General features: G+C 59.1%; 17 protein-coding genes. 9 read left to right on the plus strand and 8 right to left on the minus strand.

Going from position 1 to position 22067, the window contains the following annotated elements; all coding sequences use genetic code 11:
• Positions 1–299 precede the first annotated feature (299 nt).
• From BLT55_RS07400 to pgm, 5 genes are all read left to right on the plus strand, one after another.
• A complete protein-coding gene (locus tag BLT55_RS07400; RefSeq protein WP_054999450.1) occupies positions 300–1322 on the plus strand; it encodes a zinc-dependent alcohol dehydrogenase family protein in 1023 nt (340 codons plus the stop codon).
• 688 nt (positions 1323–2010) lie between these two features.
• Entirely contained in the window at positions 2011–3513 is a 1503-nt protein-coding gene (locus BLT55_RS07405) for a hypothetical protein (protein ID WP_054999449.1), read from the plus strand.
• A 94-nt stretch (positions 3514–3607) separates the two neighbouring features.
• A complete protein-coding gene (locus tag BLT55_RS07410; RefSeq protein ID WP_054999448.1) occupies positions 3608–5008 on the plus strand; it encodes an aminotransferase-like domain-containing protein in 1401 nt (466 codons plus the stop codon).
• Between the two features lie 177 nt (positions 5009–5185).
• Positions 5186–7438 carry an ATP-dependent DNA helicase gene (locus BLT55_RS07415; RefSeq protein WP_054999469.1) on the plus strand — a complete coding sequence of 751 codons (2253 nt, stop codon included), beginning with the start codon at positions 5186–5188 and terminating at the stop codon, positions 7436–7438.
• Between the two features lie 104 nt (positions 7439–7542).
• A complete protein-coding gene (gene pgm / locus BLT55_RS07420; RefSeq protein WP_054999447.1) occupies positions 7543–9189 on the plus strand; it encodes a phosphoglucomutase (alpha-D-glucose-1,6-bisphosphate-dependent) in 1647 nt (548 codons plus the stop codon).
• Between the two features lie 106 nt (positions 9190–9295).
• On the opposite strand, the gene BLT55_RS07425 is transcribed toward pgm, so the two are convergent.
• Positions 9296–9571, minus strand: a complete 276-nt coding sequence (locus BLT55_RS07425; protein WP_054999446.1) for a peptidylprolyl isomerase — start codon at positions 9569–9571, stop codon at positions 9296–9298.
• A 141-nt stretch (positions 9572–9712) separates the two neighbouring features.
• Here BLT55_RS07425 and BLT55_RS07430 point away from each other — a divergent pair, with 141 nt between their 5' ends.
• The gene (locus BLT55_RS07430) at positions 9713–10882 is read left to right on the plus strand and encodes a PilT/PilU family type 4a pilus ATPase (protein ID WP_054999445.1); all 1170 of its coding nucleotides are present in this window, start codon (positions 9713–9715) and stop codon (positions 10880–10882) included.
• 58 nt (positions 10883–10940) lie between these two features.
• Here BLT55_RS07430 and BLT55_RS07435 read toward each other — a convergent pair whose 3' ends face one another.
• The 7 genes from BLT55_RS07435 to BLT55_RS07465 all read right to left on the minus strand — a co-directional run bounded on the left by BLT55_RS07435 (position 10941) and on the right by BLT55_RS07465 (position 18964).
• The gene (locus BLT55_RS07435) at positions 10941–12518 is read right to left on the minus strand and encodes an ABC transporter ATP-binding protein (protein ID WP_054999444.1); all 1578 of its coding nucleotides are present in this window, start codon (positions 12516–12518) and stop codon (positions 10941–10943) included.
• Position 12519: 1 nt separating this feature from the next.
• Complete coding sequence (locus BLT55_RS07440; protein ID WP_054999443.1) at positions 12520–13542, minus strand: ABC transporter permease; 1023 nt, start codon at positions 13540–13542, stop codon at positions 12520–12522.
• Positions 13542–14606 (minus strand): microcin C ABC transporter permease YejB, encoded by a 1065-nt coding sequence (locus tag BLT55_RS07445; protein ID WP_007249419.1) that lies wholly within the window; start codon positions 14604–14606, stop codon positions 13542–13544. The genes BLT55_RS07440 and BLT55_RS07445 overlap by 1 nt, the downstream gene beginning before the upstream one ends.
• Positions 14607–16475, minus strand: a complete 1869-nt coding sequence (locus BLT55_RS07450) for an extracellular solute-binding protein (protein WP_054999442.1) — start codon at positions 16473–16475, stop codon at positions 14607–14609.
• Positions 16476–16661: 186 nt separating this feature from the next.
• Positions 16662–16943, minus strand: coding sequence for a peptidylprolyl isomerase (locus BLT55_RS07455; RefSeq protein WP_007249421.1), 282 nt, complete (start codon positions 16941–16943; stop codon positions 16662–16664).
• Positions 16944–17023: 80 nt separating this feature from the next.
• Positions 17024–18106, minus strand: a complete 1083-nt coding sequence (locus BLT55_RS07460) for a 3-deoxy-7-phosphoheptulonate synthase (protein WP_054999441.1) — start codon at positions 18104–18106, stop codon at positions 17024–17026.
• Between the two features lie 627 nt (positions 18107–18733).
• Positions 18734–18964 carry a DNA-binding protein gene (locus BLT55_RS07465; protein ID WP_007249423.1) on the minus strand — a complete coding sequence of 77 codons (231 nt, stop codon included), beginning with the start codon at positions 18962–18964 and terminating at the stop codon, positions 18734–18736.
• An 82-nt stretch (positions 18965–19046) separates the two neighbouring features.
• Here BLT55_RS07465 and BLT55_RS07470 point away from each other — a divergent pair, with 82 nt between their 5' ends.
• The 3 genes from BLT55_RS07470 (at position 19047) to uvrC (ending at position 22050) form a co-directional block, all read left to right on the plus strand.
• Positions 19047–19388, plus strand: coding sequence for a helix-turn-helix domain-containing protein (locus BLT55_RS07470; RefSeq protein WP_054999440.1), 342 nt, complete (start codon positions 19047–19049; stop codon positions 19386–19388).
• A gap of 191 nt (positions 19389–19579) precedes the next feature.
• A complete protein-coding gene (gene gacA / locus BLT55_RS07475) occupies positions 19580–20224 on the plus strand; it encodes a response regulator transcription factor GacA (protein ID WP_054999468.1) in 645 nt (214 codons plus the stop codon).
• 2 nt (positions 20225–20226) lie between these two features.
• Positions 20227–22050 (plus strand): excinuclease ABC subunit UvrC, encoded by a 1824-nt coding sequence (gene uvrC, locus BLT55_RS07480; protein WP_054079997.1) that lies wholly within the window; start codon positions 20227–20229, stop codon positions 22048–22050.
• The last annotated feature ends 17 nt before the right edge of the window (positions 22051–22067 follow it).

Here is a 22067-nt window from a genome sequence, read left to right on the forward strand (position 1 = left end):
CGGGCCATTGGTCGGTTGAGGACGTGAGCAGGGTGCGATAGTACGAGCAAACGCTGATCAGGCGCAGCGAAAATTAATCACCGCGCCGTCGAATGTCCACATGGCTTGCAATGTTTCGTCGACATGCGAACAATGGCGGCCGTTCTGCCTGTCGGCTGCCAGACGCTGTCTGGCTGTGACCTGTAGCGCACAGGACACAATCGATGACAGGCATGTCGACTATTAATAGCCACCGATGGTGTTACCGGCAATGCCCGGATAAAGTTTGTGGCATCAAGGTTTACTAGGCGAGGTTCTAAATGTCCCGCACGATCCGTTTTCACCAGTTCGGCCCGGCCGAGGTGCTCAAGGTTGAAGAGCAACCCGTCGCGTCGCCTGCACCCGGCGAGGTGCAAGTGCGCGTGCAGGCCATTGGTGTCAGCTGGTATGACGTTCTCTGGCGGCAAAATCTCGCTTCGACCCAGGCGCGGCTGCCTGCCGGTCTGGGTTACGAAATGGCGGGTGTGGTCACTGCGCTCGGCGAAGGGGTCGATGACCTGCACGTAGGCGACAAAGTGGCCAGTTTTCCTGCCGCCGACGCCAACCAGCATCCGGTCTATGGCGAGTCCATCGTGATGCCGCGTCTGGCGCTGACCCGCTACCCGGATGTGCTGACGCCTGTCGAAGCCAGCGTGCATTACACGCCGTATCTGGTGGCCTATTTTGCCTACGTCGATCTGGCGCGTATCAAGGCTGGGCAAACCGTGCTGGTCACCGATGCCAGTCATTGTTCCGGGCCTGCGTTCGTACAGTTGGGCAAGGCGCTGGACGTACGTGTCATCGCCGCGACCAAGACTGAGGATGCGCGTGAGTATCTGTTGTCGCTGGGCGCCGACAAGGTGGTCGTCACCGAAGAGCAGGACCTGTTGATGGCGATCAACAAATACACCGACAACCGCGGCGTCGATGCGGTTTTCGATGGTCTGGGCGGCCCGCAGATGTCGATCATGGGTGACGTGCTGGCGCCACGCGGCAGTCTGGTGCTGTATGGCCTGCAAGGCGGCAATCAGACTCCGTTCCCGGCCTGCGCAGCCTTCCAGAAGAACATCCAGTTTTACGTGCACTGCCTGGGTAATTTCACCGGCAAACCGGAATTGGGCATCACTCAGGATCAGCAGGCCTTGCAGCGTGCCTTGCAGGACATCAACCAGATGACGGCCGACAAGGTATTGAAACCGTTGCAGACGCGCAGCTTCCCGTTCGAGCACGTGGTGCAGGCGCACCGTTACATGGATGTCTGCCCGATTGGCGGGCGTGCGGTACTGGAAGTCGAGTCTGTCTGATTCAGCACGTTTTTAAAGCTGATGTCTTTTATCCAGAAAGCCTTCCACCCGAAAGGCTTTTTTGCATAAAGTCGGGGGAGGCAGACGATTGATTAATTGTCTGCCGATCTGTTGCGCGAATGAAGTAAGTATTCAAACCTAGGGAGGCGCTGATTTATTCGATTTTTCGTCCCTGCAACGCTCTGGAGGCCTTGATTTATCTGGGGGCAACAGCTGGGTTTTAGAATAAATCAGCGTCTCCCTAGAAGTGTGACTGGCGGGTAAGTGGTCGGCGTGTCATTAGCGGTTTATAGATGTTTATAACGTTCCTCTGTGGCGAGTGTATGCAGTTGAAGTTTCCTACGAGCGAGGCTGTAAGTGCGACGCACATAAAAAGTGTGGCACGCAGGAAGACCTGATTGCGTGGCTCAGGCAGCAGCTGTCAGCCAGGCATTCACTGACGCTTTGATTCATAATTTCGCTTGAGCATTAAACAAAAAGTTTAAAGTCATGGCGATGATCCCCCTCGGCTGCGGCCCGTTGTGTAAGGCAAAGTGTATATTGTAATTATTTTGGAGGGGCTGATAATACTTGGGTAATTATTACTCAGGGAATGAGTCATGCTCGACTACACATTTGATTGTCAGGCTGATGTTCAATGCTGTGCCCGCCCGTTGCCGTGTCTTGTTCGACGGGCAGGTGACCTACAATGAGTTCTATCCACGAACAGGCAATGAATTACGTCTACCAACAAGTGCTGCAGCGTTTGTTGGGGTATTTCAGTCGTGCTGAGCGTACGGCATTGCAGTTGCTGATTCAGCGGTTGATTGTCGCCGCTGGCGGGATCGAGCGAATATCCGGCTTCAAAGTGCTGGTGGCCTTCGGAGGCGGCAAGGACAGCGCCTACACGCTGGCTTTTTTGCGCGCCGCTCAATTGAGTATTGCCTGTCGCTCGCCCGGCACTTTCAATCTGCGCGTCGCCACTCGCCGTCATGCGGGCATGACCCCGGCGGTGATGGGCAATATCAACCGCACCTATTCGGCATTGTTTCTGTACGACGATCCGCGGGTCGAGATGCTGGTGATCGACAACCAGTACACGCAAGCCTTTGAGCCGGACCTGCCTTTTTCCAGCGCCGGTCGCGAGCAGAACCGCATGGACGTGCTGCTCGGTGGCCATCTTTCCGCCGGAGACGCGCGCACCACGTTCTGCAATACCTGTTACCTGGGCCTGGCAGAGTTTCTGGGGCGCGCGCTGAGCTGGGGCAGCGGTGTCGATGCGGTGCTGAGCGGTGATTCGCGCCGGGAGCAAAAGCAGTACATCACCTGGCTCATGCGCCTGGCGCAGCGCACTGGCCAACACCCCGGCCATTGGGGCAACCAGACGCTGAGCGGCGTTCTGAAGATGATCGACGCCATCGGTCAGGCCTATTATCACGAGCTTTACGGGGACGATCCGCAAGGTCTGCGCGCCAGTCGGGCTGCCGCCGTGGCCGGCAAAGCCAGCGCGCCAGCGTTCATCACCATCGCCGATCTGGTCAGCTGCAAGGCTGATGAGCACTGGAGTCTGCTCACCGAGTTTCTGGATTTCCGTTTCGACGATCTGGCGTTCAGCTTCAGTGAATCGGACTGCGCCAATCCGTTGCTGATGGCACACATGCGTGGCCTCAGCGCGCAATATTTGCACGAGCGCAGCTACGCCGACGGGATTGCCGAGTACCTGGAGCTGGCGGCTTCGCTTATGCGCCGAAAGCAGATGCCGCCTCGGTTGATTGATAAAGCGTTGAGTGCTTATGCCGGGCAGGCGCGTATCGACATGCGCCGCGAGCTCGCTTCAAACTTTGCTCAGGAAGGTTTTGGCCTGAGCGAAACCCAACTGGTCTGTATGTTGTTCTCGCCCTTCGTCGATCAGGGCCGTGGTCTGGAAGCGTTTTTGCGCAGTTGCCATCCCGGCATGCTGGTCGCGCTGCCAGACCTGCACAAGGCGCTGTCAGGCTCAACTGCCCCGGATCAGGTCATGCAATGGCTGGTGGACATCAGCGGTTTGAGTCTCAAAGGGCTGCAGAACCTCTATGACAAGCAGCGCGTGGACTTTGCTGATCCGGATTCGCTCATCGCCAGAATACGTGCCGCCGACCCTGACAAGGGGCGGGTCATGAGCCTAGATCCGGCCACCGGCGAGGCGCTGGCAGAGGTGCTCTCCGGGCGCTGAACCGGGGGGCGGATCAGGGCTGTGGCCGGTCGCCTGGCAGCAGCCCTGTGGTGATCGCCCGGACTTATTGGCGACTGAGCGCTGGATGACTTGCATGAAAGACCACACCGACTTCGCCTACCAGGCGGTTTATCGCTACCTCGTCCGTCTGGCCAATCAGGAGCAAGGCGAGTTGGTGCTGAAGATGCCGTCGCTGCGCCAGCTTGCGCGCCGCCTGCGCGTATCGATCTCCACGGTGCAAAGTGCTTACTTGCTGCTGGAGGAAGAGGGACGCGTCTATTCGGTTGCCAAATCGGGTTATTACGCGATGCCGCGTAGCGGCGCATCAGATCCGCAACACAACCGGAACGATGACCTTTTGCACGCACTGCTATACAACGCGAGGCGTCCCGGCATGCTGCTGCTGAACAGTGACGAGCCAACGCTGCTGCACTGGCCGGAAAGCCCGTTACTGGCCATCGAGTGTGGACTGGCACGTCATTATCCACGTTCGCGCGAGGCTGATTTTCAGCCATTCGGCGAGCCGGAATTGCGCACCGCGCTGGCGGCGCGTTATACCCATGATGCAGCGCATTGCTGGCACGCAGACAATGTTTACATCACGCCCGATTTGCTCGCGGCGTTCATGATGGTGATCGATACGCTGCAACTGCGCGGTGGGGCGGTTCTGGTGGAGTCGCCCTGTGCCTGGTCCATGCTGCGGGTGTTGCAGTCGCTTGATATCCAGGTCCACGAGTTGCCGCTGGATGAAACCGGCAGCCTCGATCCTGAGCAACTGGAGCGTCTATTACTGGAAAACACCCTTGGCCTGGTGGTGTTGTCCTCGTTTCTCAATCCGCTGCGCGGCAGTGCGCGCCCGTCAAGCAATAGTCAGGCGCTGGCTGACGTGATCAATCGTCATAAGGTCTGGGTGCTGGAAAATGACAGCCACAGCGCCTTGAGTTTCGCTGGCGAGGCCTGTCACTTGCGTCACCTGATCGATCCGCAACGCCTGGTGATCATGGGGGCTTTAGACAAGACCCTCGGCCCGGAAGCGCCTTACGGCTATCTATTGTGCAACCCGCTCGAAGACCGCTGGCACGCCGGTTTTCTGCTCCGCGCGTTCGAGTTGCCGCGCCTCCGCCAGAGGGCAATTGCCAGGCTGTACAGCAGCGCACGGCTGGATACCCGACTGGGCGGGCTGCGCGACGTGCTGGCGCAACGCACGTCAGCGATGACGCAGCAACTCAATGAGCATGCGGGTGATGCGCTGCGCTATGCAGTCCCGGCAGGGGGCTGCGGTGTGTGGGCCGAAAGCCGATACCCGGTGAACATGCGCCAGGTCTTTGACTGGATGCTCGACGAGCACATCGTCATTGCCCCCGGCGAACTGTTCAGCCTGCAAGGTCGGTATGCGCAGTGTTTGCGCATCAGTTGTGCCATTGACTGGAGCCGCGATGTGGCTGGATTGCTGACTAAGCTTGGAGAGGCCGTAAACAGAGCGCGGCTGTCTTAGTCCGCTGACGGGACAGCCGTCGATCCATTTGTATTTGCCAGACGTGTTTCAAGGCTGTTAACTGGACGCTTGTCCAGTATTTGCAAACAACGGCTCTCCCGCGCAGTGACTTCCCAGACTTCCGTCAATCCCGATACGACGCCAGCCCCCGCCAGCGATTCGCCCGAACGTTATGTGGTGGCAGTACGCGCCTTGTGCGAGTTCACGGCCAAAGTGGGCGATCTCGACCTGCGCTTCACGCCATCACCGACCGCTCAGGAAGGGATTGCCGGGCATCGGACTGTCGCGGCGCGGCGCGGTGCCGATTATCAGGCCGAATTGTCCTTGACGGGCGACTATCGCGAACTGACCGTGCGCGGCAGAGCGGATGGCTATGACGCGGCTCGCAATCAGCTGGAAGAAGTGAAGACCTATCGCGGCGAGCTGGAGGCCATGCCCGCCAACCACCGGCAGTTGCACTGGGCACAGGTGAAGGTCTACGGCTGGCTGCTCTGCCAGCGCCTGCAACTGGAGGACGTCACGCTGGCGCTGGTGTATTTCAATATTGTCAGCGAGCAGGAAACCCTGATTTGCGAGCCTTTCAGCGCCGTTGCGCTGCAACAATTCTTCGAGCAGCAATGCGCGATCTTTCTCGGCTGGGCGCAGCAGGAACTGGCGCACACTCAGGCGTTGCACGCGACCCTGAGCACGCTGAAATTTCCCCATCCTGCATTCCGCACCGGGCAACGCGCACTGGCGGAATCGGTTTACAAGGCGGCCAGCACGGGCTGTTGCCTGATGGCTCAGGCGCCAACCGGTATCGGTAAGACTGTGGGCACGTTGTTTCCGTTGCTCAAAGCCGCGCCCGGTCAACGACTGGACAAGATTTTCTTTCTCACGGCCAAGACGCCGGGACGCCGTCTGGCGCTGGATGCGTTGCAGGTGATCAATCGCAGTGCGCCCGAACTGAGGCTGCGGGTGCTGGAACTGGTGGCGCGGGACAAGACCTGCGAGTACCCGGGCAAGGCCTGCAACGGTGATTCCTGCCCGCTGGCCAAAGGTTTTTACGATCGCCTGCCCGCGGCGCGCCTGGCTGCGCTGCAATCGCCCTGGCTGGATCAGGTCAGCGTGCGCGACGCGGCGTTGTTGCATCAGGTCTGTCCGTATTACCTGAGCCAGGAGCTGGCGCGCTGGGCCGACGTGGTGATTGCCGACTACAACTATTACTTCGACTTCAGCGCGCTGTTGTTCGGCCTCGGCCAGCTCAATCAGTGGCGGGTGGCGGTGTTGGTCGATGAAGCGCACAACATGGTCGAGCGGGCGCGCCAGATGTACAGCGCCAGCCTCGACCAAAGCCAGCTGAAAGCGCTGATCCAGACCGCTCCCGAACCCGTGAAGAAAGCGCTGCAGCGTGTCGACCGGCAATGGAATGCGCTGCACAAGGCGCAACTCGCCGAATACCAGGCCTATTCAGCGGCTCCGGACAAATTTCTCAACAGCCTGAACCTGTGTATTTCGACGATCGGTGATCATTTCAACGAACACCCGCAGGCAGTGGACGGCACGTTGCAGGGCTTCTATCTGGAGGCCATCGGTTTTGCACGCATTGCCGAACTGTTCGACGAGCACTTCATTTTTGATATCAGCCGGCGCGAGGCGGGCGGCAAGCGTGTGTTGTCACGGCTGAGCCTGCGCAATGTGGTGCCCGCGCGCTTCGTTCGCCCACGCCTGAGCGCCGCACGCAGCAGCGTGCTGTTTTCCGCGACGCTCAACCCCCGGCATTACTACGCCGACCTGCTCGGGTTGCCGGCCAATACCGCCTGGATCGACGTTGAATCGCCGTTCAATCACAAGCAACTTGACGTGCGGATTATCAGCCGTATTTCAACCCGCTTCACTCATCGGCAGGCGTCACTGGCGCCGATTGTCGAGCTGATGGCTGAGCAGTTCGACGCCAGGCCGGGTAATTATTTGGCGTTTTTCAGCAGCTTCGATTACTTGCAACAGGTGGCCGGGCTGATGGCGCGCACGTATCCGCACATTACCTCGTGGCAGCAGGCGCGAGGCATGGGCGAAGCTGAACGCCAGGCGTTTCTTGATCGTTTTACCCTGAGCAGTCAGGGCATCGGCTTTGCGGTGCTGGGCGGCGCGTTCGGGGAGGGGATCGATTTGCCGGGTGCACGCTTGATCGGCGCGTTCATCGCGACGCTGGGCCTGCCGCAACTCAACCCCGTCAACGAACAGTTCAAGCAACGCATGGCCGCACTGTTCGGCGCTGGCTACGATTACACCTATCTGTACCCCGGCATGCAGAAGGTTGTGCAGGCAGCGGGCAGGGTGATCCGCAGTCAGAATGACAAGGGTGTGGTGATGTTGATCGACGATCGCTTTGCCGAGCCCAAGGTGACTCAGCTGTTTCCGGCATGGTGGCGACCTGAAACCTCCGGTTAGGGATCGATACCCGAGCATCGCTGTCGGACTGCCAGTAAACTGCCGCACTGATCGTGTTTTTTCACGTGGCAGTCTTTTTAGTATTCGCTGTTCATGGAGGTTGTATGAGTCTCAGTCCTTTCGCCGGCAAGCTGGCACCTGCGCAGTTACTGGTTGATATCCCGAGACTGGTCACGGCTTATTACACCGGCCAGCCTGATGCATCGGTGCCCACCCAACGCGTAGCGTTCGGCACGTCCGGGCATCGCGGCACTTCATTCGAACTGGGTTTCAATGAATGGCATGTGCTGGCTATCAGCCAGGCGATCTGCCTGTATCGCAAGGCCAATGGTATTGACGGCCCGCTGTTCCTGGGGGCTGATACTCATGCGTTGTCCACGCCTGCTGCGGCCTCTGCACTTGAAGTGCTGGCAGCCAATGGTGTGCAGGTCATGATTTCCGAAGGCGACGAATACACGCCAACGCCAGCGGTTTCCCACGCAATCATTTGCTACAACCGTGGGCGCACGTCGGGTCTGGCTGACGGCATCGTTATCACGCCATCGCACAATCCGCCGCAAAGCGGTGGCTTCAAGTACAACCCGCCCAATGGCGGGCCAGCTGACAGTGACGTCACCAAGTGGATCGAGAACAAGGCCAACGAGCTGCTGGCCGAGAAAATCGTCGGTGTTTCGCGTATCAGCCATGAAAAAGCCCTGCGCGCCGACACCACGCACCGCCATGACTACCTCAATACCTACGTGGCTGATCTGAAAAGCGTCATCGATCTGGACGCGATCCGCAATTCAGGGCTGCGTCTGGGCGTCGACCCGCTGGGCGGCGCCGGAGTGAATTACTGGTCGGCGATTGGCGAGCATTACGGCCTTAATCTGGACGTCGTGAACACGTTTGTCGATTCCACGTTCCGTTTCATGACGGTGGACTGGGACGGCCAGATTCGTATGGACCCGTCATCCAGCCACGCCATGCAAAGCCTGATCGGCCTCAAAGACCGCTATCAGGTCGCTTTCGCCTGCGACCCGGATCACGATCGGCACGGCATCGTGACCCCGACGGGCGGACTGATGACGCCCAACAGCTACCTGGCAGTGTCCATCGACTACCTGTTCCAGAACCGTCCGGACTGGCGCGCCGATGCAGCGGTCGGCAAGACCGTGGTCAGCAGCGGCATGATCGATCGGGTGGCCGCTCGTCTCGGCCGTCGCTTGTATGAAGTGCCGGTCGGCTTCAAGTACTTCGCGCAAGGGCTGTTCGAGGGCTCGTTGGGCTTTGGTGGCGAAGAAAGTGCCGGGGCTTCGTTCCTGCGGCGTGACGGTACGGTCTGGACCACCGACAAAGACGGCCTGATCCCGGCGTTGCTAGCGGCGGAAATGACAGCGCGTGTCGGTCGTGACCCGAGCGAAATCTACAAGACCATGACCGATGAACTGGGCGAGCCGTTTTCGACCCGCGTCGATGCCAAGGCCAACCCGCAGCAGAAAGCGTTGCTGAGCAAGTTGTCGCCAGAGCAGGTGACGTCCACTGAACTGGCTGGCGAGCCTATTCAGAAGGTTCTCAGCCATGCGCCAGGTAACGATCAGGCGTTTGGCGGCGTGAAAGTCATGACCGAGAACGGCTGGTTTGCAGCGCGTCCGTCAGGCACCGAGGATATTTACAAGATCTACGCCGAGAGTTTTGTCAGCGAAGACCACCTCAAACGTCTGGTGGCAGAAGCCCAAGTGCTGGTCGATGGGGCCATTTCGCCCAGGTAAGACGAGCAACGGCATGCCTGTGTTCGCGCGGGCATGCTCTTGCTGATGCATTCTGAAACCTCGGGTCGCAAAACGGCCCGGGGTTTTTTGCTTCAAGGCGTGACGGTCAGTCGCGATAAAAAACCTGAACCAGGTGATAGCCGAATTTGCTTTTGACCGGGCCGTGCACAATGCGCAATGGCTTCTTGAAGATTATCTGGTCGATGGCGCCCACCATCTGCCCAGGCCTGACTTCGCCGAGATCGCCGCCACGTTTGCCGGACGGACAGCTAGAATGTTTTTTGGCCAGCACATCAAACGCCTCGCCCTTGGCGATGCGCTGCTTGAGCTGCTCGGCTTCTTCGGCGGTTTTCACCAGAATATGGCGGGCCTGGGCTTTCATGTCGCAATATCACCTGTCGCAAAAGGCTGCCATTATGCCTGTCCTTATCAGCGCTTGCCTGCCTTGTGACGTGCTGCCGCCTGTCGCGCATGCCGCCACGACGGCTCATCGTTTGCTCATTCATCTTGTACGGTATTGATTATGGATTTTCCGGCGCTGTTGAAGATTCTGGCCAATCAGGACGGATCGGACCTTTATCTTTCCACCGGCGCACCGCCGTGCGCCAAGTTCAACGGGGTGCTCAAACCGCTGGGCAGCGAGACCTTCAAGCCCGGCGAAGTGGCGTCGATTGCCCAGGGGCTGATGGATGAAGAGCAGAAACTCGAGTTCCTGCGCGAACTGGAAATGAACCTGGCGGTGTCGCTGGCAGGTATTGGTCGTTTCCGGATCAATATCTTCATGCAGCGCAACGAAGTGTCCATTGTCGCCCGTAACATCAAACTGGATATACCACGCTTCGAAGACCTGTTCCTGCCGCCGGTGCTGCTCGACGTGGTGATGGAAAAGCATGGCCTGGTGCTGTTCGTCGGTGCCACCGGGTCGGGTAAATCGACCTCGCTGGCAGCGCTGATCGATTATCGCAACCGCAATGCCAGCGGGCACATCATCACGATTGAAGACCCGGTGGAGTTTATCCATCGGCACAAGAAATCGATCGTCAATCAGCGCGAAGTCGGCGTCGATACCCGCAGCTTTCGCGCGGCGTTGAAGAACACCCTGCGTCAGGCGCCGGACGTGATTCTGATCGGCGAAATCCGTGATCGCGAAACCATGGAACACGCGCTGGCGTTTGCTGACACCGGGCACCTGGTGATCTCGACCCTGCACGCCAACAACGCCAATCAGGCGCTGGACCGTATCATCAACTTTTTCCCGGAAGAGCGGCGTGCACAGTTACTGCATGACCTGGGTAACAACCTCAAGGCGTTCGTCTCCCAGCGGCTGGTCAAGACCCCTGATGGCAAGCGCCGGGCAGCGGTGGAAGTGATGATGGGCACGCCGACCATTCGCGATCTGATCCAGCGTAACGAACTGACCGAACTCAAAGACATCATGGAGAAGTCCGGCAGCCTTGGCATGCAGACGTTTGACAGCGCGTTGTTCAATCTGGCCGTAGAGGGGGCGATCAGCGAAGAAGAAGCGCTGAAGAATGCCGACTCGCAGAACAACGTGCGGCTGCGTCTCAAGCTGCACAGTGAAGGCGGGGCCATCACCCTGTCCACACCGCCCCCGGCACCCACCGGCAGCCGCACAGCCAGCACCGCTGAGTGGGGTTTGGTCGACGATGACGAGCCTGGGCCGCAGGCGTAAGTCGGATAACGTGTCGCTCGCCCACGCGCTCCGAGTAGAAGCTCCGTGATGGGGCAGATCACTCAGGATGCGCCGCCGCCAGCAATTCCTGCGTATACGGATGCTGCGGTGCATCGAATACCTCGTGGCTGGCACCGCGTTCGACCACTTTGCCGTCCTTGACCACGATCACGTCATGGGCCAGAGCTTTGACCACGGCCAGATCGTGGCTGATGAACAGGTAGGTCAGGCCATGTTTTTGCTGGAGATCACGGAGCAGGGCGACGACCTGTTTCTGCACGGTGCGGTCCAGTGCAGAGGTCGGCTCGTCGAGCAGGATCAAGGCCGGTTTCAGCACCAGTGCACGGGCAATGGCGATACGCTGACGTTGGCCACCGGAAAACTCATGCGGGTAACGATGGCGACTTTGCGGATCGATACCCACCTCCTGCAACGCCCGAATCACCTCGGCGTCGCGTTGCTCGAGCGAGAGCGGGCTGTGCACCTCCAGCCCTTCGCTGATGATCTGCGCCACGGACATGCGTGGGCTGAGGCTGCCGTAAGGGTCCTGAAAGACCACTTGCATCTCTTTGCGCCACGGGCGCATCTGTTTCTGGCTCAAGCTGTCCAGCGCCTGCCCGCGAAAGCGGATGCTGCCCTGCGATTCCACGAGGCGCAGGATCGCCTGGCCGAGTGTCGATTTGCCGGAGCCCGACTCGCCGACGATGCCCAGCGTCTTGCCGCGCTCGATGCTCAGGCTGATGTCGTCCACTGCTTTCAGGTATTCCTGATGTCGTCGCAACAGGCCGCCGGTCAGCGAGAACCAGACTTTCAGGTTATCGACCTGCAGCACGGTTTCCCGGCTGTCGCGAGGCAGCGGTTCTCCCGCTGGCTCGGCATCCAGCAGCAGGCGGCTGTAAGGGTGATGCGGCGCTTTGAACAGCGACTTGCAGTCGGCCTGCTCGACAATCTCGCCAGCGCGCATCACGCACACCCGCTGCGCCACGCTGTGCACCAGGTTCAAATCATGGCTGATCAGCAGCAGTGACATGTTCAGGCGCTGCTGCAGCTCTTTGAGCTGCAGCAGAATCTTGCGTTGCACAGTCACGTCCAGCGCCGTGGTCGGCTCGTCGGCAATCAGCAGCTCGGGCTCGCACGCCAGCGCCATGGCGATCATCACCCGCTGACGCTGGCCGCCAGACAGCTGATGCGGGTAGGCTTTGAGGCGCTTTTCAGGCTGTTGAATGCCGACCAGTTCCAACAGCTCGATAATACGCTTGTGCGCTTCACGACCGCTCATGCCGCGATGCAGCAACAGGGTTTCGCCGATTTGCCGGGCCACGCTGTGCAGCGGGTTCAGCGAGGTCATCGGCTCCTGGAAGATCATCGCAATCCGGTTGCCCCGCAGCTCGCGCAGGGTGCGGTCGTCGGCGCCCACAAGTTCTTGCCCGCGGTAGGTGATGCTGCCAGTGGTCTGCGTGCCGCTGCGAGGCAACAGTTGCAAAATCGAATGCGCGGTGACCGATTTACCCGACCCGGATTCGCCGACCAGTGCCAGGCACTCTCCGCGCCGGACATCCAGGCTCAGGTCGCTGACCACCTTCTGGCCGTTGAAGGCGACGCTCAACTGGCGAATTTCGATCAGATTTTCCGACATGTCAGGACCTCGGGTCGAAGGCATCGCGTAGCGCCTCGCCAATTAACACCAGCAGCGTAAGAATCAGAGCAAGAGCAAAAAACGCGGTCAGGCCCAGCCAGGGCGCTTGCAGATTCTGTTTGCCCTGAGCGATAAGCTCACCCAGCGAAGCGCTGCCTGCGGGCATGCCGAAGCCGAGAAAATCCAATGCGGTCAGGGTCGAAATGGCTCCTGTCAGGATGAACGGCAGGTAGCTCAAGGTCGCCGTCATGGCGTTGGGCAGAATGTGGCGCATGATCACTTTGCGATCCCCGAGGCCCAGCGCGCGTGCTGCCTTGACGTATTCGAGGTTGCGGCCACGCAAAAACTCGGCACGTACCACGTCAACCAGCGTGAGCCAGGAAAACAGCGCCATGATGCCCAACAGCCACCAGAAATCAGGTTCGACAAAGCCAGACAGAATGATCAGCAGATAAAGCACCGGCAAGCCCGACCAGACTTCGAGCAGACGCTGACCGAGCAGGTCCACCCAGCCACCGTAATATCCTTGCAGCGCTCCGGCCGTGATGCCGATCAAGGCGCTGATGAAGGTCAACGCCAAAGCGAACAGAATCGAGACCCGGGCGCCGAAAATGACCCGTGCCAGTACGTCCCGCGCCTGATCATCCGTCCCCAGCCAGTTTGTGGATGAGGGCGGGCTGGGGGCTGGAATGGTCAGGTCGTAATTGGGTGTGTCAGCGCTGAACGCAATCGGCGGAAACATCATCCAGCCGTCGCCCTTGGCAACCAGCTTGCGCACGTAATCGCTGCGGTAATCGGGCTGGAACGGCAGTTCGCCGCCGAACACCTGCTCCGTGTAGCGCTTGAAGACCGGAAAATACAGCGAGTGCTGGTAACTGACCACCAATGGCTTGTCGTTGGCGATCAGTTCGCCGCCCAGGGTCAGGGCAAACAGGCCGCAGAACAGCCACAGCGACCACCAGCCGCGACGGTTGCTGCGAAAACGCTCCAGGCGGCGACGCGCCAGCGGTGAAAGGCTGCGCATCAGGCACTCCTCGCGCTGAAGTCGATTCTGGGGTCGACCAGCATGTAACAGATGTCACCGACCAGTTTGATCAGCAGACCGAAGACCGTGAAAATGAACAGCGAGCCGAACACCACGGGATAGTCCCGCGAAACCGCCGCTTCATAGCTCATGCGACCCAGACCATCCAGCGAGAAAATCACCTCGATCAGCAGCGAGCCGGCAAAGAATACGCTGATGAATGCCTGAGGAATGCCACACACCACCAGCAGCATCGCGTTACGAAACACATGCCCGTACAGCACCCGCCGCTCGCTCATGCCTTTGGCACGCGCGGTGGTCACGTATTGGCGGGTGATTTCATTGAGAAAGGAATGTTTGGTGAGCAGCGTCAGCGTGGCAAAGCCGCCAATCACCAATGCCGAAACAGGCAACACCAGATGCCAGAAGTAGTCGGCGATTTTGCCAACGGTCGATAACTCATTGAAGTTGTCCGACACCAGCCCGCGTACCGGAAACCAGTCGAGCGAGGTGCCGCCGCAGAACACCACCACCAGCAGCATGGCGAACAGAAAAGCCGGCATTGCGTAGCCGATGATGATCGCGGTGCTGCTCCAGATATCGAATTGACTGCCATGCTTGACCGCCTTGCGAATCCCCAGCGGGATGGACACCAGGTACGTCAGTAATGTCGCCCACAGTCCCAGCGAGATCGACACCGGCATCTTTTGCAGGATCAGGTCCGTTACGCTGGCGCCGCGAAAGAAGCTGTTGCCGAAGTCCAGCCGGGCATAATTCTTCAGCATCAGCCACATACGTTCGTGCAACGGCTTGTCGAAACCGTACTGTCGTTCGATGTCCTTGATCAGTTTGGGGTCCAGGCCGCGTGAGGCGCGGGAATGCCCGGCACCGGCCGATTCGCTGGCAACGGCACCCGCCGTCACGCCGCCGATACCTTGCAGGCGGGCAATGGCCTGTTCGACCGGCCCGCCTGGCGCGGCTTGTACGATGAAGAAATTGACCAGCAGGATGCACAGCAGGGTAGGGATGATCAGCAGCAGGCGCCGCAGGATGTAACCGAGCATTCAGTTGATCTCCGCAGGAAGGGCTGACGCACCGCGCTTCTCGGCGAATTGCTCGTTGGTCAGCGGCGTCGGGCTGATCTCCCACCAGGTTTCGATGGCTTCATTGTTGCTGGCCTGGATCTTCGGAATACCGAAACGGTTCCACCACACGGTGGAAGAGCCCGGCGGGTAATAGTTGGGTATCCAGTAGTCATTCCATTGCAGCACCCGGTCCAGACAGCGTGCGTAGTCTGTCATCGTCTGTTTGCTGTCGGCTTTGAGCAGACCGGCAATCAGGGTATCCACTGCCGGGTCCTGGAGGGCCATGTAGTTGCTTGAACCAGGGTCCATAGCCACTTTCGAACCGAAGTTATTGTACAGCTCGGCCCCCGGCGAAGTGGAGACGGCGTAGCCGGTGACGATCATGTCGTAGTCACGCGCCATGACCCGGTTCAAATACTGCGCGGCATCGATCCGGCGAATATCGAAATGGATACCGATCTGCGCCAGGGTGCGTTTATAGGGCAATAGCATGCGTTCGAAACCGACCTGGCTGTTGAGGAAGGTAAAGCTGAACGGTTCCCCTTGTGCGTTGACCAGATCATCGCCTTTCGGGGTCCAGCCTGCTTCTTTCATCAGCGCCAGGGCTTGTAGTTGCTTGTCACGAATGAAACCTGTGCCATCTGTTTGCGGAGCCTTGAAAACGCTGTCGAATACCTCGTCGGGCACCGTGCCACGCAGAGGCTCGAGGATTTTCAGCTCGGCAGCCGTGGGCAATTGAGTGGCGGCCAGCGCCGAATTGGAAAAGTAGCTGCTCTGGCGGATGTACATGTTGCGCATCATCTGCCGGTTGGTCCATTCGAAGTCCCAGAGCATGGCCAATGCCTTGCGCACGCGGCGGTCCTGAAACATGGGCTTGCTCAGATTGAAAACGAAACCTTGCGAGCTTTGTACCGCGCCCTTGGCCAGTTGGCCTTTTTGCAGTCGCCCGTCATTCAGCGACGGGCCTTCATAGCGGATGGAATAACCGGTCGCGGAGAACTCGCGGTTGTAGTCGTAGGCACCACCTTTGAGGACCGTGCGCGCCACGTCGATATCGCCGAAATACTCGACGATGAATTTATCGAAGTTGTACACGCCTTTATTGACCGGCAGATCCTTGCCCCACCAGTCAGGATCGCGCTCGAAGGTGATGCTGCGGCCCGGGTCGACATGGCCGATGCGGTAAGGACCGCTGCCCGGTGGCACCTCGAAACCGGCACCGCTGGCAAAATCACGGGTTTTCCACCAATGTTCTGGAAACACCGGCAATGAAGCGAGATCAAGGGGCAGCGTGCGGCTGTCGTTGTTCTTGAAGTCAAAGCGGATCTGCGTTGCCGATTCGACGTGCACGCCGGCGACGGCTTCGAACTGGGTCCGGTATTGCATGCTGCCTTGGGTCATCAGCAGATCGTAAGTGTATTTGACGTCGTCGGCCGTGATCGGTGTGCCATCAGCGAAGCGTGCTTTCGGGTTCAGGTAGAAGCGCAGAGACAACCCGTCCGCGCCCCGTTCCATTTTTTCAGCGACCAGCCCGTACACCGTGTAGGGCTCATCCAGGGAACGTGCTGCCAGCGGCGAATAAAGCATGCCATTGATCTGTGACACGCCCATGCCTTTGTCGGTAAACGGCATCAGGTGATCGAATTGCCCGATCTCGATGGCCGAGCGGCGCATGCTGCCGCCTTTGGGGGCGTCGGGGTTCACGTAATCGAAGTGCCTGAAATCGGCCGGGTAGCGCGGCGCTTCTCCATAGACGGTCAGGGCGTGCTGTGGCTGTGCGGAAACATCCTGAAAGGCACCGACGAACGTCAGCGTTAAAGCGATCAACGATAAACAGGCAACACGCATGACTCGAATCCTGACTGACATTCGCGAGCTGATGCCAGGGTCAAGGGCAACCAACTGCTTCATAGCGCTATCTTCTACAGGCAAAACAGGGCTTCGCCAAGCCGCTGCCGGTGATTGCCTTGAACTGCACTACAAACGAAGACGGCCCATCCGAAGATAGGCCGTCTGTTCATCCGCGGGACAGGATCAGTCCTGGCGGCTGGTCACTTCCAGCAGGTGATAGCCGAACTGAGTCTTTACCGGACCCTGAACAACATTCACTGGCGCGCTGAATACGACCGTGTCGAATTCCTTGACCATCTGGCCTGGACCGAACGAACCCAGATCGCCACCCTGACGGCTGGACGGGCAGCTGGAATTGGCCTTGGCGATTTCCGCGAAATCAGCGCCGCCTTCAATCTGCGTTTTCAGTTCGTTGCACTTGTCTTCGCTCGAAACGAGGATGTGGCGGGCAGTGGCTTTAGCCATGGGAAACAATCTCCTGTTAAAAAAAGAATCAGCCTACCGGATTCAGTGCGGCATTTCCCGACAAAGTTCCATCATCAACGTTATCGGTAGCGCAGCCGGTCTACCGCTCCGCGCAACAGCTGTTCCGTGCCTGCCCAGCCCAGGCAACCGTCAGTGACCGAAACGCCGTACGTCAGCGTTTCCCCTAGCGCCTGGCAGCCGTCGAACAAATGGCTCTCGATCATCATGCCGATCAACGCAGCATTGCCCCGCAGCCGCTGCTCCAGCACATCATTGAACACCTGCGGCTGGCGCAGCGGGTCCTTGCCACTGTTGGCGTGGCTGCAATCGACCATGATTCGTGAGGCAATCCGGTTTCTGGTCAGGCTTGCCTGCACCTGGGCAACATGCTGCTGGTCGTAGTTGGGGCCGCCATGGCCACCGCGCAGAACAATATGGGTGCCCGGGTTGCCTTGGGTTTCGATGATCGCCGGATGGCCATCGCGGTCCATACCGAAGTGGCGATGCGGATGAGCAGCCGAGCGCATGGCATCACAGGCCACTGCGACGCCACCATCGGTGCCGTTCTTGAAGCCGACCGCCATCGGCAGGCCGCTGGCCATTTCGCGATGGATCTGCGACTCGGTGGTGCGTGCGCCGATGGCAACCCAGCTCAGCAGGTCGTCGAAATAGCCGGCGGCCATCGGTTGCAGAATCTCGGTGGCGATCGGCAAGCCCAGCTTCAGCATGTGCAGCATGAGCTGTCGCGACAGCGCCAGCCCGGCGGCCATGTCGTCACTGCCGTCAAGATGCGGATCGTAGGCAAGACCTTTCCAACCGACCGTGGTGCGGGGTTTTTCAACGTAGGCGCGCATGACCAGCAACATCTGGTCGCTGACTTCAGCGGCCAGGGCGGCGAGGCGCTCTGCGTATTCGAGCGCCGCTCGTGGGTCATGGATCGAGCAGGGGCCGACGATGATCAACAGTCGGGAGTCTTCACCCTCGAGAATGGCACTTATCGCACGACGATGGGCGCTGACCTGTTGGCTCAAAGCCGCATTCAGCGGCAGGCGGTTTTTCAGCTCGAGCGGGCTCGGCAAACGTTTTGCGACGGGGCGGGCGTCCAGCAAAGAGACGGTCTGGCTGGACAGGTCGGACGGTTTTACGGCAACGGACGAATTCATGTTCTGGCTTCCTGGGCGGCGGGGCGCTCCCGCTCGAACCCTACTGGGGTGTTCGACAATGGGCCGTATCGGCCGGGCATTTACAGTTGCCACCTGGCAGTGACCGGTCGGAGGCGGCAGGCTGTTCCGAGCGGGACTTGCTAAATCGCCAGGCGAAGTCGATTTCGTTGCGGTAATAAGTGGCGTCGTTCATGTCGTGATCCTCAAATGATGCAGTGTGATTTTTCAGGGCTCTAAAAAACGAAACCCCCGGTCGGGAAGCCGACCGGGGGTAGAGAATTCTCTGGTTGGCGTCCCCTTGAAGTGGGCGCCGGACAGGTATCAGGCGCGCCAGTGGCTAAACCAATACCCATAATAAGTGTTGAATTGCAGACCCGTGCTCAACGATGCCGCGCGCACAGCCACAGAGCAGGCACAGCGATCGACGCTTTTGCAGGCCTGGAGCAGTGAGAGGGTGGATCGTGACATGGTGATCTCCGTTGAATGAACAGGAGCTTACTGCAAGAAAGGCGAAGCATTCAATTGGAAAATCACATCGGTCTGATTATCGATGGGGGTGGGGAATGCGCTGCGTGGGACGAGAAAGTCAGAGAATCGAATCAGCTGTTTGACAGGGCAGGTTGACGCTTATTCCTGAGGCTTGTCCAGCCCGGATGCTTCGCCGGGAATGGTGCCTATCTTCATGCCTAGCAAAACCGCCACCTTATGCGCCTCGCCGCGTCGGCCCTTTTTGCGGCCTGCCAACACCTGATAAGTCGTCGCCGGGTCAATGTTGTTTTCACGTGCGAATTGCTGAACAGATTTACCCTGTTGTTCTAGCCAGGCCTTGGCTTGTGCAGCGGTGCGTATTCCGGGCATAGTTCAAAACCGTTCAAATCAGTTTAAATTTAGATCGATTCTACCATTCGTAAGGATGGGGTCAACAGGGTTATGCATTCAAATGAGTGGAATTGGATACCGGCTAAGAAAAGAAAGAGAACGTCTGGGGTTGTCCCAGCGTGTTTTCGGGGAAATCGGCGGTGTTGAAGCAAACGCTCAGGGCAAATATGAAAGCGGTGAACGGCCCCCCAAGGCCGATTACCTGGCTGCGGTGGCGGCCAGAGGCGTGGACGTACTTTACGTGCTCACCGGGACACCCACACCGACCCCGGTCAACGATCTAAGCGATGCTGAAGAAATAGTTCTGGGCAGCTATCGTGTACTGGACAAGGAGCATCAAGACGCCATAAGACGTCTGGCCACCACGATTGCCGAGCTTTCCGCACCTGACAGCACGGTTTAAAGACGCTTTCAGGTCTTCGATGACAGGGGGGGGCGATTCGCTACTTTGTGAGGGATTCGGGACTCCCTGCAGACCCACTCAAACGCATTGATGACTAATTATTGCGAGTCATACTTCTCAGTGCTAGGTCTGACTCGCGGTTTTTGTTATGGTGATTGTCATTCGTTATGACCGTTGCGCGAGGTGTCTGCTTGATTAGGGGGCTAGTTGTCGATGACCATGATCTTGTCCGGACAGGCATCACTCGCATGCTGGCCGACATAGACGGTCTGCAGGTCGTGGGGCAGGCGGATTCCGGTGAGGAATCGCTGAAGAAGGCGCGCGAGCTCAAGCCCGATGTCGTGCTCATGGACGTCAAGATGCCAGGCATCGGCGGCCTTGAAGCGACGCGCAAAATGCTGCGCAGCCACCCGGACATCAAGGTGGTTGCCGTCACCGTCTGTGAAGAAGACCCGTTTCCGACCCGCTTGCTCCAGGCCGGTGCTGCGGGCTACATGACTAAAGGTGCAGGGCTGGCCGAGATGGTTCAGGCCATCCGTCTGGTGTTTGCCGGTCAGCGTTACATCAGCCCGCAGATCGCTCAACAACTCGCGTTGAAATCGTTTCAGCCACAGGTCAACAATTCGCCGTTCGATCTGCTCTCCGAACGCGAGATCCAGATTGCTCTGATGATCGTGGGCTGCCAGAAGGTGCAGACCATCTCCGACAAACTGTGCCTGTCGCCGAAAACCGTGAACACTTACCGATATCGTATCTTTGAAAAGCTTTCGATCAGCAGCGATGTTGAACTGGCTTTACTTGCTGTACGCCACGGCATGGTAGATGCCAGCGCCTGAACATGACCCAGACATTCGATCCAAGTGCATTTCTCGCGACCTGTAGCGGTCGCCCCGGCGTTTACCGCATGTTTGACGCAGACGCCACGCTGCTTTACGTCGGCAAAGCCAAAAACCTCAAAAAGCGTCTCGCCAGTTATTTTCGCAAGACCGGCCACGCACCCAAGACCGGAGCGCTGGTAGCGCGTATCGCCCAGATCGAAACGACGATCACGGGCAATGAAACCGAAGCATTGTTGCTGGAGCAGACCCTCATCAAAGAGTGGCGGCCTCCCTACAACATCCTGCTGCGCGATGATAAGTCTTACCCCTATGTGTTTCTGTCCGACAGCGCGTTTCCGCGACTGAGCATTCATCGCGGCGCCAAGAAAGCCAAAGGCCGATACTTCGGGCCTTATCCGAGTGCGGGCGCCATTCGCGAGAGCCTCAGTCTGCTGCAGAAAACCTTTCAGGTTCGCCAGTGTGAGGACAGCTACTTCAAGAACCGCACCCGGCCGTGCCTGCAATACCAGATCAAGCGCTGCAAAGGCCCGTGTGTCGGCTTGGTCGAGCCGGAGGTTTACGCCGAAGACGTGCGCCACTCGGTCATGTTTCTCGAAGGGCGCAGCAATGCGCTGAGCGACGAGCTGAACACTGCGATGGAAAAGGCCGCGATGGCGCTCGATTTCGAACGCGCGGCCGAGTTGCGGGATCAAGTGGCATTGTTGCGCCGCGTCCAGGATCAGCAAAGCATGGACGGCGGCACCGGTGATGTGGATGTTGTGGCTGCGTTCGTCAATCCGGGTGGAGCCTGCGTGCACCTGATCAGCGTGCGTGGCGGCCGGGTACTGGGCAGCAAGAACTTCTTTCCGCAGGTGGGCATAGAAGAGGAGGTCGGCGAAGTGATGTCGGCGTTCCTGGCTCAGTATTTTCTCGGCGGCATCGACCGGGAGCTGCCCGGCGAAGTCATTGTCAACGTGGTCAACGAAGACTTCCCGGCGTTGATTGATGCCATCGAAGAGCTGCGCGGCGTTGAAATGGTCATCAGCCACCGCGTGCGCGGAACCCGGGCTCGCTGGCAGCAGATGGCCGTTACGAATGCCGAGCAGGCGCTGGCGGCGCGGCTGGCCAATCGTCAGCACGTTGCTGCGCGATTCGAGGCGCTGGCTGTGGTGTTGGGGCTCGACGACCCGCCGATGCGCCTTGAATGCTATGACATCAGTCACTCCAGCGGCGAGGCGACGGTCGCGTCGTGTGTGGTGTTTGGCCCGGAAGGGCCGATCAAGTCCGATTACCGGCGCTTCAATATCGAGGGCGTGACGGCGGGCGATGACTATGCGGCCATGCACCAGGCGCTGACCCGCCGCTACAGCCGGATCAAGGCCGGGGAGGGCAAATTGCCCGATGTGCTGCTGGTCGACGGTGGCAAGGGGCAGATGTCCATGGCGCGCGATGTGCTCAACGAATTGCAGGTTCCTGATCTGATTCTGCTGGGCGTGGCCAAGGGCACAACGCGCAAGGCCGGTTTTGAAACACTTTATCTGAACGATGCGGCGCATGAGTTCACGCTGCCGGGTGATTCGCCAGCGCTGCACCTCATTCAGCAGATTCGCGACGAGGCTCACCGCTTCGCCATCACCGGTCACCGGGCGCGACGCGGCAAAACCCGACGCACGTCGACCCTTGAAGGCGTTGCCGGAGTAGGGCCGACCCGGCGTCGGGATCTGCTCAAACACTTCGGTGGATTACAGGAATTGTCCCGTGCAAGCATCGACGAAATCGCAAAAGCACCCGGAATCAGCAAAAAGCTCGCAGAGTCGATTTATGCAAACCTGCACAGCGAGTAGAATGCCCGCTCACCTCG

The organism is Pseudomonas cannabina (assembly GCF_900100365.1).
Classification (GTDB): Bacteria; Pseudomonadota; Gammaproteobacteria; order Pseudomonadales; family Pseudomonadaceae; genus Aquipseudomonas; species Aquipseudomonas cannabina.